The organism is Streptomyces sp. NPDC015130 (assembly GCF_043080005.1).
Classification (GTDB): domain Bacteria; phylum Actinomycetota; class Actinomycetes; order Streptomycetales; family Streptomycetaceae; genus Streptomyces.
Map to the genome: position 1 here is coordinate 377,135 of NZ_JBIBVC010000004.1, position 13,667 is coordinate 390,801.

Below are 13,667 nucleotides of genomic sequence, written 5' to 3' on the forward strand. Positions count from 1 at the left end.
GTGGGTCTCGTTTATGGTGGGGGGTGCGGTGTGGGGGGCCGTGGTGTGCGGGGCCGGCCGGGGGGGGGGGGGGTGGGGGCGGCGGGGGCGGGGGGGGGGGGGGGCGGGGGTGTCCCCGGGCCCCCGCGTCGATACCTGCTCCGGCGGGATGAAGCGGCGGCTTGAATCGCTCCGGGGCCCTTCAGTCGCCGTGGCCGACCCCGCCGCTGCCGAAGCCGCCGCTGGAGATGCCGCCCCACTTGCGGCGTTCCTCGCTCGGCGGCTCGGGCGATGTCTCGGATCCCGTGGTCCCGCCGCCCTTGAGCTGGTGAGGCGTGAGGCGATGGGGCCCATCGGAGAGAGGAACCTCGGCCGGCCGCCGGTACTCCGACATCTCGCCCGGCAGCCTGTCGGTCTGAGGCCGGTGCGGCTGTGACTCGGGATCGGGCGGCGGCAGTTCCTTGTCCCTGATCCTCATGCCGAGGACGAAGGCTCCGATGATGACAGCCACGAGGACGAGCCCTCCGAGAACCTGCGCGAGCCCTGATTGCCAGACGCCGGCCGTGGTCGTCAGAGAACTCGCTTCGAATCCGTGGGTACCCATGACTCACCTCAGATCGAACAAAGAGGACCGTGGCCCGGGGGGCTCGCGGTCTCACGCAGGAGGCGCCTCGATCGTGGCGCCACTTCACCCATGCTTCGGGTGTGTCCCGTGTTCCGGATGCAGTCAGCACGGGTGCCGTGGCCGCATCGTCCGGAGCGGCGCCTCCGCCCTTGGCGAGTCGGGCGGAGGCGCCGCGGGGCCGGCCTGTCGGAGCCGGCCGTTTCGGGGCCCGGTCGTGCCGGGCTTCACCAGGCCTGTGTGGAGGGCGGGGTCCCGTCCTGGCGGGGATCGAGGGCGGCGCGTACGGCCTCGGGATCCACCGTGAGGTAGCCGCGAGGCGGTGGGGGAGCCCCACGGGTGGCCTCCGGGGGCGGCCCGGCGTGCGGTGCGGAGCCCGGGTCGGCGTGAGGTGTGGCGTACGCCTCGGCCCGCTGACCGGCGTACGGCTCCGCGCGCGTTCCGGCGGCGCTGCGCGGGGTGAACGCCGACCAGCCGGCGGGCTGTTGCTCGGAGCGCCTGCCGGGAAGCGCGGACGGACCGTCGGCCGGCTCCATTCCGGTCGGTATCCGGTCCTCGTCGGCCTCGGTCCCCCTGCCGAGATGGTTGAGGAGGTAGTTGAGCAGCACGGCCACCAGGCAGCCCGCGGTGATGCCGGAGCCCAGGACGGTGGAGAGCGGCTCGGGCAGCCCGGCGTAGAAGTCCGGCTGCGTGATGGGGAAGAGGCCGAAGGCGAACGTCACCGAGACGATGAGCCCGTTGTGTCCGGTACCGAGCGACGCCTTGGCGAGGGTGCGGATGCCGGTGACGGCCACCGACCCGAAGAACACCACCCCCGCGCCTCCGAGGACGGGCATCGGAACCAGTGCGACGAGGGAGCCGAGCACCGGCACCAGGCCCATGAGCACCAGGATCGCGCCGCAGCAGGCGACGACGTGACGGCTGCGGATCCGGCTGAGCGCGACCAGGCCGACGTTCTGGGCGTACGCGGTGGTCATGAAGGCGCCGAACACGGAGCCCAGCGCGGTGGCCGCGCCCTGGGCGCGCAGACTCCCGGTGATGGTGCGGCCGTCGGCCGCGCGGTCCACCACGGCGCCGAGGGCGATGAGTGATGCGGTGGACTCGGTCATCGACACCAGCATCACGACGAAGGCGGTGGCGATCGCGGTGGCCTGGAACTGTGGGGCGCCGAACGCGAAGGGCTCGGGAAGGGCGAACAGCGGTGCCTGACCCAGCTGTTCGAGATCGACCATCCCCAGCGGGACGGCGCACAGGGTGCCGACGGCCATCCCGAGGAGGACGGCGATGCGGCCGAGGAACCTGCCACTGAGCAGTCGGTGCAGCAGCAGGGTGACGGCGAGGGTGCCTCCGGCCAGGGCGAGGTTCGCGCCGGAGCCGAAGCCGTCGGCGCCTGCGTTCCCGCCCCGGGCCCAGGAGCTGGCCACGGGCAGCAGTGAGATGCCCACGAGCGTGATCACACAGCCGCTGACCAGAGGTGGAAAGAATCTCACGAGGCGGGTGAACACGGGGGCGAGCAGCAGGCAGGCCAGACCGGCGACGAGCGACGAGCCCAGGATGACCGGCAGTGCGTCGTCGCGGTCGACGGCGACGAGAGCGAGCGCCGGAGAAACGACCGCGAACGACACGCCGTTGGTCAGCGGCAGCCGGGAACCGAAGCCCCACACGCCGATCGTCTGGGCGATGGTCGCGAGTCCGGCGACCAGCAGGCCGGCCGAGAGCAGCGTCGCGAGCTGGGCGGGGCTCATGCCCAGGGCCCCGCCGATGACCAGCGGAGGGGCGGCGAGACCCGCGTACATGCTGGCCACGTGTTGGAGGGCGGCGGGCAGCAGACGGCGGCCCGGCAGCCTCTCGTCGACCGGGTGCGGGTGCGGGTGCGGGTGGCCGGGGTCGGGGCCGGTGGCCGGGTCTTCGGTGCGGTGGGTGCCGCGGTGGGCGCGGGAGCGCATGGGGATCCTTCGGGTATCCGCTTGGCCTGGCTGAACCGGGGTGGGGACGGGCTGTCGGAGAGCAGGCGGGGCGGTGAGTCCTGGGCAGTGACGCTTGAGGTGCGGTGGTGGTGACGCGGGTGGACGGGCCCGCGTCACCGAACCGAGGGAGGCCCGTGCGCGGTGCGGCATGAGGGTGGGCGCCGCGATCGCACAGGTCTTTTCGTTCTGCGGAAAAACTTTTCCGATGTGGACGTCGGGACTCTAGGAAGTCCGGCGCGCAACCGTCAACTCCCCCAAGCGGAGGACATGGGCAGCCCGATATTTCGGAGGATCCGCCAAGAGCCTTCACCCGCCGGACAGCCCACAGGCGCCGACGTCCGCGCGGAGCCGCAGCTCGGAGGCGACCTACCGGGAGTACGTGCAGGTATGGCCGGGCAGCCCGCAGGCTCAGCCGCCGCGCCCTCGGACCGCCGTGTCGGCCTCGTCCCGTACCGCGCGCTACTTGGCGACCACGGTGCGCCTCTCTAGGGTGTCCGCTCATGCCCTCCAGAGAACCGAACGCAGAGCCCTTCCCTCCTCTCGATCCACACCGTCTCGTCGCCGTGCGAGAACAGCTCGGACTCACCGTCGGTCAGGTCGCCTGGGCGGTCGGAGCCTTCTGGGGCCGCCCGCTGCACCCCGGAGTGGTCATGGCGTGGGAAGTCGGCGAGGCGCTTCCCGACACGGACGGAGTCCGTGCCCTCGCCGCGGCGTTGTGGTGCGAACCCGCCGACCTCGTCGGCGAGCCCCGCACGCTGCTCCAGTGCCGTACGCTCGCGCGGCTCACCCTCGAACAGGCGGCCGCCGAGGCCCGGATGCCGCGCGACCGGTACGCGGAGTCCGAGGCGCGCGGCCGGTGGCGGGGCTCGCCCGAGCAGACCGCCGGCATGGTCGCCGCGCTCCGGCCGCCCCCGGCGGTGTACGTGGCCGCCTGCGGACTCACCGGACGGCTCCGTGTCACCCTGCGCGAGGCGGTGACCAGCTGGTGGCCCAACTACCTGGGACCACTGGGCCGGATCGTCCCCGTCCGGGCCGCCGACCTCGAACGCGCGCTGGACCAGCTCCATCGCACCTACCAGCGCCTCGACAACCTGGCGGATGCCGGGCACGGGCAGGCTCCGCACGACGCCGAACTCCGTGCCGCGGCCTTCCTGGACCGGATCGACCAGCACCTGTGGGACGCCCTGCGCGGCTCCACCGGCTGACCGGCCACTCCCCGAAATCCGAACCGTTCTTCCTTGAACAACGCTTGACAGCAGGGTGAATGCGTGAGGAACTTGCCCGGTCCGGTGGGACCGGAGCCGCACTTCGTCAGTGGATGCGAAGTGGCGCGGGTCCACCGGAGTGACGTCGGACCACCCGGGACACGATCCCGGCCCGAAGGTCACCGCACGCCGGCTCGCGCCGGAACCGTCACGTGCCCCAGCCGTTCAGAGGCCCGCACGCACCGACTCGGCGCCCGTGCACCTTCACCCGCTTCACCCTGCTCGATCATCACGACGCCGGACAGGCAGTTCCCTGCCGCGGTTCCGTGACCTTCGCATCCAGGCTCCCTCGGGCCGGTCCAGACCGAGTACCCGAGTACCCGCGTACCCCAGTACCCGCGTGTTCGTGCTCGACCGCAAGGCCGACGAGAAGACGCTCGCCGCCGCCCTGCGCGCGGACGGTCTCGGCACCGCCGTCAGCCCCTTCTTCAACGGCTTCGCGGCGAGCGCGTTCGCCCAGGACTCGGCCTCGTCGCCATCACCAAGGTCCGCAGCCGCTTCGTCGTGGCCGCGGCGGGCGGCATCCTGATCCTGCTCGGCCTCTGCCCCATGCTCGCGTCGCTCGTGGCTCTGATCCCGCAGCCCGTGCTGGGTGGAGTGGGCATCGTCCTCGACTCCGGCATCAGCACCGGGTGCGTGGTGGCCGTCCTGCTCAACCTGGCCTTCAACCACGTCGGCCACCGCACCGAGACACCGACCGACCCGGCGGCCGCACCCCACCTGACCCACTGACGGCCCGGTACCCCACCCTGCCCGGCGATCCCAAGTCGTGAACCCGACGGGCCGGCCGCGGCTCTCGACGCACCACCGCCTCGTGCGCATGCGCTCGTCAGCCGCGTCGCCCGTCGTTCATGGGGCCTTGAGGGCGTCGTTCAGGGTCGTGAACGGGTCCGTGAGCGTCGCCAGGAGGTAGGCCCTGTCGTACGCGCTGTCGCCGATCTGCTGTCGTGCCGAGCGCTGTGACCGTTCGCGCAGAGGGCCCAGCTCAGGGGTGCCCCGCTGGGGATGCCCGACCGTTTCCCAGAACGCCTGGCCCGCCCCGTACGCCGAAGCGGACTCGTCGGCGCGGTTCAGGGCGGCCAGAGCGGCTGCAAGGAGGTCGAGGCCCAGCCCGAGCCCGAAGGCGTCGCCGATCGCCCGTTTGTCCCGCAGCATCGACCGGGCGTGGGCGGCAGCGTCGGCCGGCCTCTCCTCGTGCAGCGCTATCAAGGCGAGTTGGTACTCGGTGTACGACCGGGTCCAGCGTTCCCCCGCCGCGGCGGAATGCTCGCGGAGGGCCTCGGCCTCGGCGCGTGCTTCTCCCAGGGCCCCGGACGCCGTGAGGGCGAACACACGGACAAGCCGGCACCGTGCCCTCGCGGCCGCGGCGCCCTGCAGATCCGCCAGCGCTCGCTCCGCGGCATGGAGGGCGTGCAGAGGGTCGCCGCGTAGCAGCATCACCAGGCCCTGCAGATAGGCGGCGTCCAGGAGGAGCGACTCGTTCGCCGCGCGCAGGGCCTCCGTCCGCGTCCTCTCACCCAGCCCGGCCGCTGCCCGGTACTCGCCCCGTAAGCAGCGGACCACTCCGAGAGACCAGCACAGCTTCGCCATGACGTCAGCCGACGCCTCCGCCGACTGCATGCACTCTTCCAGGTAGTGCCCTGCCTCGTGCAGGTAGCCGCAGCACGCCCAGAAGAAGCCGAGCTTCCCTGCCATATCCGCCGCCCGTGGCGGATCCGTGGCCAGGAGATGTTCCAGCGCTGAGCACAGGTCCGTGTGGCTCGCCGAAAGCCGGCTGTACGCGGCCGCCTGGCCCGGCCCCCACCAGTCTCGCTCGGCAGCTGCGGCCACGTCATGGAAGTGTCGTGCGTGCCGGTCGGCCAGGGCCCTCGTCTCGCCGAGCTCCGCCAGCCACATCGCCCCGTACTCGCGGACGGTGTCCAGCATCCGCAGGCGATCGCCGTGCAGTGCGACCAGACTCTTGCGCCGCAACCCCGAAACGGCCTCCGCGAGCACCCCGTCGGTCAGCGGCCCGCCGCGGCACACCCGTACGACCTCGTCCAGGGACGCGTCCGAGCGGAACACCGACAACCGTGCCCAAAGGAGCCGCTCATGCGGCTCGCACAGTTCATGGCTCCATCCGATTGTGGTGCGAAGCACCCGCTGGCGCGACGGCTGGACGGTGGTCCCGGTCTGCGCCGCGAGCGCGAGTCTGCGCGCAGCAGCCGAGCCATGGTGCGAACCGGCCGATCCGGTAGCTGCGCGGCGGCCAACTCCAGTGCCAGCGGGAGTCCTTCGAGCCAGTGACACACCTCGGCGGCCGCGACCCGGTCCTCCGGCTGCTCCCACCGCACCCCGACTGCACGTGCCCGCTCGGTGAGGAGCTCCAGCCCGTCGGTGTCGGGCGCCAGCGGATCGACACGGAACAGGCACTCACCGGCCACCCCCAACTGCTCCCGGCTGGTCGCGAGCACCACCAACGAGGGGCAACGGGCGAGCAGTACCTCCAGCAGCTCGGCGCACTCCGCGACCAGATGCTCACAGGAGTCCAGGACCAGCAGGACGCGGCGCGTTCCGATCCGCGCGGTCAGCGCGTCGACGGGATCGCGCGCCGAGTGGTCGGACAGCTCACAGGCATCGGCGACCAGCGCGGTCAGCAGGGTCCTGCTCCCCAGCGACCACAAGGGAGCCCAGTGGATGCTGTCGAATGCCTCGGGCGGGAGAAGACCGGCAGCCCGCGCGGCCAGGCGGGACTTCCCGACCCCACCCGTACCGACCAGCGTCACCAGGCGGTGTTCTGCCAACCCTGCCGTCAGCGCTGCGACTTCACTCTGCCGCCCTACGAACACTCCGCGCTCCGGCGGCATCCAACTCTGCACGAACGTATTGTGCGCACACGGTGTGGGGCCAGGGGGGTCATGCTTCCGCCGGGCGCATGCCGGAACGTCTCCGACGAGTGCGAGTGGGAGTGCGAGTGCGGGTACGAGGACGAGGACGAGGACGAGGCCGGGGGGTTCACCCCTGTGGCCGCACGACACAGCAGCGGATGGCAGGGGCCGTCCTCCCGTCAAGGTGTGGATCCACCCGCCCGGGGAGATGAGCAGGGCCCCCTGTTATCGTGCGCCGATGTCAACGATCAAGCAGTTCCAAGTGACCTTCGACTGCGCGGAGCCTGCGCGCCTCGCCGCCTTCTGGTGCGAGGTGCTGGGATACGTCGTACCGGCAGTCCCGGAGGGCTTTGCCACGTGGGAGGAGTACCACCACACGCTGCCGCCCGAGGACGAGGTCTATTTCGCGTGCACTGATCCCTCGGGTGTGGGCCCGCGCGTGCTCTTCCAGCGAGTTCCCGAAAGCAAGGTCGTCAAGAACCGGGTGCATCTTGACGTGCGGGTCGGCACGGGGCTCGTGGGCGACGAGCGCCTGGCCACACTCGAGGCCGAATGCGCACGGCTGATGGCGCTCGGCGGGAAGCACGTGCTGACGCAGCGCGCCGATGACGTCAACGAGTCGTGCATCACGATGCAGGACATCGAGGGCAACGAGTTCTGCCTCGGCTGATTCCCCTCCCGGACTGGGAGGGGAAGCCGTCTCCCGGTGCCTCTCAGGTCGCGTACGCGGCACCGGCGACTCCGCGCCCCACGTGCTGCGCCGGGACGCCGGGAGGCTTGACTCCGGCCGCATGGCGCAGTGCCATGGGTACGGATGGACGGGGGCGGGATGAGCAACGGGGATCGCGACACTGAGAGCCGGGGCGAGGGTTCGCCACGGCGCCCGAGTTCCTCAGGTTTCCCAGACAGGTTCTGGACCGTGCTGCTCGCGCTGATCGTACTGGGGCTGTTCCTGTACGGCCTCACGCGGGGCGAGACCGGCGGAGGGCACCCCGACGGGTACACCGGTTGGCGCTGAGCGGATGGGCGCTGGTTTCGATCGGTCGATCGGAAGGAACCGGGACCCCACACCGTAACCGCAGACGCTCCATCACGTAGGCACGTACGTCGTCGGGGTTCGGCCCGTGTGAACCGATCGAGCTCCAGGCCGTCAGCCCTCGAACGCCTCTTGCCCGGCGGGCAGTGTCTACGCTGTGACGTGCTGCCGCCGCATGACCCTCAGTCGTCACACACCGATGATCAACGGTGGCCGCACCTGTCTCCGCAGCGCGTCAGGGGCGCGCAGCGTCTGCCTTCCGTCATGTGTCTGGAGGACTTGTGCAACGTGGCGAAGTCTGGTGGGTCCAGTTCGACGAGCGGAGGTTGGTCGTACTGCTGTCGGGAGACGACACGTCCGGGATCCGGGTGATGCAGGTCGTCGCTCCGGCGGGCGTCGACATCGGCGGTCTGGGCATCGAGGTGACTGTCGGCGCCGGTGAAGGACTGCCGTTCGAAGGCGTGCTGCGGCTCGCGTTCCCGCGTCCAGGCTTCACCCCGTGCACGTGGCTGACCACGGTGTCCCGGGACGACCTGATAGAGCGGGCGGCCGTGCTGTCCTCCGTGAAGCTCAGCGAGATCGACGACGCCCTCCGACTCGCTGAACAAGCACAGGAGCGGCCCCCGGCCACGACCGCGAAACTCAGCGAGACAAGGGATGCCCTCCGTCTCGGTGAACTCGGGTAGACGAGCTGCTCCGCCGGGTCACCCCGCACCCCCGCCCGAGCACGCCCAGGCGCGAGGAAGCCGGGAATCCTTGCGCCTGTGTACGTGTGAGACCGAGCCGGAGCCCGACCCTGGTGTCCCCGGGCACATCGCCGCAGCCTTCGAAGACCTCGAACGCCGTGGCCGTGTCCACGCCCCCACCACCCAGGCCGTCGTGGTGCTGGCCGGCCTCGGAGACGAACGGGCCCTGCCCAGCTTGCTCATCGCGCTGGACACCGGCACCGATGCCTGGCGCGCGGTGGACGCGGCCGACCGCCTGCCCCGGGCCGCCGCCGAACTCGGGCCCCGGCTCATCCGTCGCTTCGCTGCCATCGACTACGCCCGGGAAGGGCCCGGTTTCGGTTTCACATCCTTCACCATCGCCCTCTCCAGGCTCGGCGACCCGGCGGCCGTGCCCGTACTCACCGAGGCATTGCGGGTCGCCGTCGAGCACGACCAGAGGCACATCGCAGAGGCCGTTCTCGAAGCGCTCGCCTCGTTCGGCCTCCACGCCGTATTCGCACTGGAGACGGTCCGCCCCCTCACCGAGGCGCACGACGCAGCCCTCCGGACAGCCGCGGCGAACGCCCTCTACGAACAGCGCTGGATCGGCGCCGTCGCTTTCGACCTTGAGATCGAACGCACCTGCCGAACGATCCTGGCGCGCCTGCAAGACTCCCGGCCTCTTGGCACCCGAACGATCGCTGCCAGCTTGCGGCAGTCGCCGCGTGCGGCCCGGAGGGCACCACTGCCGACGGCGCGTCCGGCGGCTCTACGGCCTCCGCCCAGCCGTCGGGGAATCCGTCCGCAGGCGAGAACTCCTCGGGCGGGCCTGCCGACGACTGCGGGAAGGCGCCCATGCTGCCGGCCGGCCACAAGATGGTGGAGATCGTCGAGCCGCCGTCGAAGGGTTCGATGTCCGCGAAGGACGCCCAGCCGACCTGCACGCCCAACGACTGGATCTACCAGGGTGAGGGCGAGGCGAAGTACTACCTGTTCGCGCAAGAGGTGCAGGCGGAGCTGTCCGCCGGTCCCGGCTCCACGAAGACGGTTCCCGTCGGCGAGTTGTGGGCGCATGCCGGTGACTGCATGACGAACCAGGCTGCGGTGAAGTCGCCGTACAGCTGCTCCGGGAACGTCTACGACATCACGCTGGACGGCGAGGGCAACGTGAAGACCGTCAAGGAGGTCTGGCACCCGTAGCCCTCCCTGGCGCTGCGCGGCGGGCCGCGCGTGCGCAGTCGGCTGCACACGGACGCAATCGTGTGCCTGCCGACCCGAACGACCACGCGTCCGGCTCCGTGGCCTGAAGCCGGACCGACGAATGCGGCGGGTCTGCGGCCGACCCCGGACCCGCCGCCGCTCGTCGGGTGCCGAGCGCGTCCAGGTGGTTCAGCGCCTTCTGCGAAGGCCGACGAGTGCTGGGGCCTGAACCCCGCCTTCTGACCTGCACGGATGCCGCAGGCCCCCGGCCTCCTCGCGATGGCGTGCAGGGCTGTCGTGCCGTCCGGACCAGGAGCGTTCCGAGCAGGTGACGGCCGGGTCGTCGGCGGCAGGTCGGGCCGGTCCGGGACGGACGCCGCCCGAGCGCGTCGTCGGCCCACCCCGGCGCGTTCGCCGGACCGGTCGTGCCGAGCGAACCGCCCGACCCCGGATGTGGCCCGAGACACACCCGTGACCTGCGGAAAGATCCACCAAGGGGGTTTCCACCGGTTTCGTCGCCACGCGCACAGGATCGTCACCGAACCGACATACCGAACGGTCGGAACCCCCTTACGTAGGAGCTATACCCATGAGTAACGTACGCGGACCACCAGCGCCACCCGCCCGTCCCCCGGGGCCGCAAGGAGCAAGATCGATGTCGTACCACCAGCCTTTCCCCGGCCCACCGCCCGTACCCCAGCACCGGAACGCCGGGCGGCACCACCAAGAGGCGGCGTCGCATTCCTGGGAGGACGGATCGCCGTCCTGGAACGCCGATCCACAGGCGGCCTGGGACTCGTCCCCGCGAGCGTGGGACTCCGCGCCGCAGGGCCGGGACTCCGCGCCGCAGACCTGGGGCGCGCCCCCGCAGCCGCAACCGCCCGCCGCCACCGGTGATCGTGATGATCTGCACCGGCTCGGATCGGCCTACCGCAGGCTCCGCCGCGTCGCCACCTTCACCGCCCTCGGCTACTTCGTCATCTTCCTCTTCCTGTCCGGCTACGCCCCCTCGCTGATGACCGGCAACATCACCGGTGGTCTCACCATCGGTCTGGTCCTGGGTCTCCTCCAGCTGCCCGTGGCGCTGGCTGCGATCGCGGTGTACGAGCGGATCGCGCGCAACAACGTCGACCCGCTCGCCGCGGCGATCCGCGAACGCGCCGAGCAGGCAGCCGCGGCAGCCGCGCCCAGGACGGAACGCCAGAGCCGCTCCGGACGTCCCGCGTGGCAGCAGCCCACCGGAGGTGCGCGCGCATGACCAGCTTCAGCCCCGAGGCCCAGACCATGTCGCTGATGGCGTTCATCGCGGTCATCACCGTCACGCTGCTGCTGTCCGTGATGACCAGCCCCGATCGTGACGACCTGGGCGATTTCTACACCGGCTACCGCTCGCTCTCCCCCGTGCAGAGCGGCCTCGCGATCGCGGGCGACTACATCTCCGCCGGCACCGTGCTCGGCACCATCGGCATCATCGCGCTCGTCGGCTACGACGGCGTCACCCTCGCCCTGAGCACCGCGCTCTCGCTGGTCCTGATGATGTTCCTGCTCGCCGAACCGCTCCGTAACGCCGGCCGGTTCACGATCGGCGACGTCTTCACCCGCCGCCTCCCGGGCCCCGCCGTGCGGATCACCACGGCCGCGGTCACCCTGACCGCACTGCTGCCGCTGGTGATCTTCCAGCTCGCGGGCGCCGGCGATCTCCTGTCCGTCGTCCTCGGCTTCGACTCCGACGGGTTCAAGACCGGGGCGATCGTGTTCCTGGGCCTGCTGATGATCGCGTACGCGGCGATCGGCGGCATGAAGGGCACCGCCTTCATCCAGATCGTCAAGACCGTCGTCCTGCTCGGCGCGTCCCTCGCGATCGCCGCGCTCATCCTCAACCGCTTCGACTTCAGCCTGCCCTCCCTGCTGGACGCCGCCAAGCGCGGCAGCGGGGCGGGAGACGCCTATCTCGCCTCCGGCCTTCAGTTCGGCGGCAACGAACTCGACATGATCAGCACTCAGTTGACGGTCGTGCTCGGCGCCGCGGTGCTGCCGCAGATCACCATGCGCATGTTCACCGCGCGCAGCGCGGCAGCCGTGCGGCGCTCGATGTCCTGGGCCGTGTCGGTCGTCGTCGTGACCTGTCTGCTGATCGCCGTCATCGGCTTCGGCGCGGCGGCGATCGTCGGCCACAAGGGGATCGTCACCGGTGACCCGCAGGGCAAGACGGCGTTCCTCATGGTCAGCCAGGCCGTCATGGGCGCGGACCAGACGACCGTCGAGACGCTGCTGTTCACGGCCGTGGCGACAGCCATCTTCCTCACCCTGCTGGCCTCGGTCGCCGGGATCACCCTCGCCTGCGCCAACACCCTGGCGCACGACCTCATCACGCACGGGTTGCGGCGCAAGGCGCGACTGAAGGCCTCCGCAGAGATGGCCATCGCACGGACCGCCGCGGCGGTCGTCGGGTTCGTGGCGATCGCGATCGCCGCCGGTGCACGGCATCTGAACCTTCAGGCACTGCTCACCCTGTCGTTCTGCATCGGCGCGTCCGCGGTCGCGCCGGCCCTCATCTACAGCCTCTTCTGGCGGCGCTACTCCCGTACGGGACTGCTCTGCACCCTCATCGTGGGCAGCGCCTCCGCGATCGTCCTCATGACCGGCAGCAACCTGGTGTCCGGAACGCCCCAGGCGATCTTCCCGGACCAGGACTTCAACTGGTTCCCGTTCACCACATCGGGCATCCTCTCGGCCCCGCTGGGCTTCCTCGCGGGCTGGCTCGGCACGGTGCTCCGCGAGCGCGACCCGGCCGACCAGCGCATGCGGTACGAAGCGGTGGAGGAGACGATTCTGGCCGGCACACCCGCGGCGAACAGCGCCTCCGCGTCCTGACGCGCCCGCCCTGACGGAAGGGAGCCCGGCCGGAAGTTCCAGGCAGGGCTCCCTTTGGTTGTCCTGAGATTCCTGGGCCCTCTCGTTCGGGTTCTGCCGGGCTCGCGGGCGGAGGGGGCCAGGCACGGCCCGTACTGGCTGAGGCTGGTCGACCCCGACGTCCACGAAGGTGTCAGCCCGGAGAGGAGCGCGTACGTCCTGCGGGCGTGTGCACGAGCACTCCCACGGGTTCGTGCTCTTCGACCGCTCGGCTGGACGGATCACTCTCCTTGTCGCGGCCGACGACTGAGTTGAAGCCTGGAGACCGTCACGGGACCGGGACTCGTGGCCGCCGGCGGACCACGTACCTCTACGCTCTCGATCATGACTCACGAACCTGTCGAACTGGTGATCTTCGACTGTGATGGCGTCCTGGTGGACAGCGAGCGGATCTACTGCCGGGTGGACCGCGAGGTGTTCGCCTCGCTCGGGGCGGTGTTCACCGAGGCGGAGATGGCGGAGCTCTTCGTCGGCGCCTCGCACGAGATGCTCACGACGATCGTGGAGGAGCGCAGGGGCGGATCCCTGGAGCCCGGCTGGCAGGTGCCCTTCAAGCAGCGGTACGAGGACGCCCTGGACGCGGAGCTGACGGCCGTCGAGGGCGTCACCGGAGTCCTGGACGCGCTGGCCGTCCCGTACTGTCTCGCCTCCAACGGCAGCCACACGAGCATCCGCAAGAACCTGGGCCGGGCCGGGCTGCTCGACCGCTTCGAGGGCCGGATGTTCAGCGCCCGTGACGTGGCGCGCGGCAAGCCCGCCCCGGACCTCTTCCTGCACGCGGCGGCCGCGATGGGCGTCGCTCCGGAGCGCTGCGCGGTCGTCGAGGACAGCCCTTACGGCGTCCAGGCCGCCCGAGCTGCCGGCATGCGCGCCTTCGGCTACTGCGGCGGCCTGACCAGGGCGGACCGGCTGATGGGCCCGCGGACGGTCGTCTTCGACGACATGCGGGAGCTGCCGGGCCTCCTCGGGGAGCCGGTGTAGGCGCGCCTGCCATCGGCTCCCGTCACGCGCGGTCTCAGGTGATCCCCGAGACGCCCCGAGACTGACGGCCGGAGCCTTGGACGCCGACCGGCCCACGGCGCTGCCGCGCCCCGGCGAGACCGGAGCGCGC

The 13,667-nt window shown here is 71.0% G+C and carries 11 protein-coding genes and 2 pseudogenes; 9 read left to right on the forward strand and 4 right to left on the reverse strand.

Annotated features, from left to right (window positions below):
* Positions 1 to 181: 181 nt before the first annotated feature.
* Together ACF08F_RS10360 and ACF08F_RS10365 are read right to left on the reverse strand one after the other, a co-directional pair.
* Positions 182 to 583 carry a DUF6479 family protein gene (locus ACF08F_RS10360; protein ID WP_392298095.1) on the reverse strand — a complete coding sequence of 134 codons (402 nt, stop codon included), beginning with the start codon at positions 581 to 583 and terminating at the stop codon, positions 182 to 184.
* Between the two features lie 245 nt (positions 584 to 828).
* On the reverse strand, positions 829 to 2,547 hold the full coding sequence (locus ACF08F_RS10365; protein ID WP_392298096.1) for a solute carrier family 23 protein: 1,719 nt from the start codon (positions 2,545 to 2,547) through the stop codon (positions 829 to 831).
* Between the two features lie 584 nt (positions 2,548 to 3,131).
* Here ACF08F_RS10365 and ACF08F_RS10370 point away from each other — a divergent pair.
* A complete protein-coding gene (locus ACF08F_RS10370) occupies positions 3,132 to 3,773 on the forward strand; it encodes a helix-turn-helix domain-containing protein (RefSeq protein WP_392298097.1) in 642 nt (213 codons plus the stop codon).
* A 406-nt stretch (positions 3,774 to 4,179) separates the two neighbouring features.
* Positions 4,180 to 4,565, forward strand: a pseudogene (locus ACF08F_RS10375) (solute carrier family 23 protein); the annotation flags it as partial.
* Between the two features lie 117 nt (positions 4,566 to 4,682).
* On the opposite strand, the gene ACF08F_RS10380 reads toward ACF08F_RS10375, so the two are convergent.
* The gene (locus tag ACF08F_RS10380; protein WP_392298098.1) at positions 4,683 to 5,897 is read right to left on the reverse strand and encodes a hypothetical protein; all 1,215 of its coding nucleotides are present in this window, start codon (positions 5,895 to 5,897) and stop codon (positions 4,683 to 4,685) included.
* On the reverse strand, positions 5,837 to 6,691 hold the full coding sequence (locus ACF08F_RS10385) for an NB-ARC domain-containing protein (RefSeq protein WP_392298099.1): 855 nt from the start codon (positions 6,689 to 6,691) through the stop codon (positions 5,837 to 5,839). Before ACF08F_RS10385 ends, ACF08F_RS10380 begins: the two co-directional genes overlap by 61 nt.
* A 247-nt stretch (positions 6,692 to 6,938) precedes the next feature.
* On the opposite strand from ACF08F_RS10385, the gene ACF08F_RS10390 reads away from it, so the two are divergent.
* From ACF08F_RS10390 to ACF08F_RS10420, 7 genes and pseudogenes are all read left to right on the forward strand, one after another.
* Entirely contained in the window at positions 6,939 to 7,370 is a 432-nt protein-coding gene (locus ACF08F_RS10390) for a VOC family protein (RefSeq protein WP_392298100.1), read from the forward strand.
* A 647-nt stretch (positions 7,371 to 8,017) separates the two neighbouring features.
* On the forward strand, positions 8,018 to 8,422 hold the full coding sequence (locus ACF08F_RS10395; protein WP_392298261.1) for a type II toxin-antitoxin system PemK/MazF family toxin: 405 nt from the start codon (positions 8,018 to 8,020) through the stop codon (positions 8,420 to 8,422).
* Positions 8,394 to 8,852: pseudogene (locus tag ACF08F_RS10400) on the forward strand (hypothetical protein); the annotation flags it as partial. The gene ACF08F_RS10395 and the pseudogene ACF08F_RS10400, both read left to right, overlap by 29 nt.
* A 446-nt stretch (positions 8,853 to 9,298) precedes the next feature.
* Positions 9,299 to 9,643, forward strand: coding sequence for a hypothetical protein (locus ACF08F_RS10405; RefSeq protein WP_392298267.1), 345 nt, complete (start codon positions 9,299 to 9,301; stop codon positions 9,641 to 9,643).
* 655 nt (positions 9,644 to 10,298) lie between these two features.
* On the forward strand, positions 10,299 to 10,901 hold the full coding sequence (locus ACF08F_RS10410) for a DUF485 domain-containing protein (protein WP_392298101.1): 603 nt from the start codon (positions 10,299 to 10,301) through the stop codon (positions 10,899 to 10,901).
* Positions 10,898 to 12,517: a cation acetate symporter gene (locus ACF08F_RS10415; protein ID WP_392298102.1), complete on the forward strand. Its 1,620-nt coding sequence runs from the start codon at positions 10,898 to 10,900 to the stop codon at positions 12,515 to 12,517. Before ACF08F_RS10410 ends, ACF08F_RS10415 begins: the two co-directional genes overlap by 4 nt.
* 363 nt (positions 12,518 to 12,880) lie before the next feature.
* On the forward strand, positions 12,881 to 13,537 hold the full coding sequence (locus ACF08F_RS10420; protein ID WP_392298103.1) for an HAD family hydrolase: 657 nt from the start codon (positions 12,881 to 12,883) through the stop codon (positions 13,535 to 13,537).
* Positions 13,538 to 13,667: the final 130 nt, after the last annotated feature.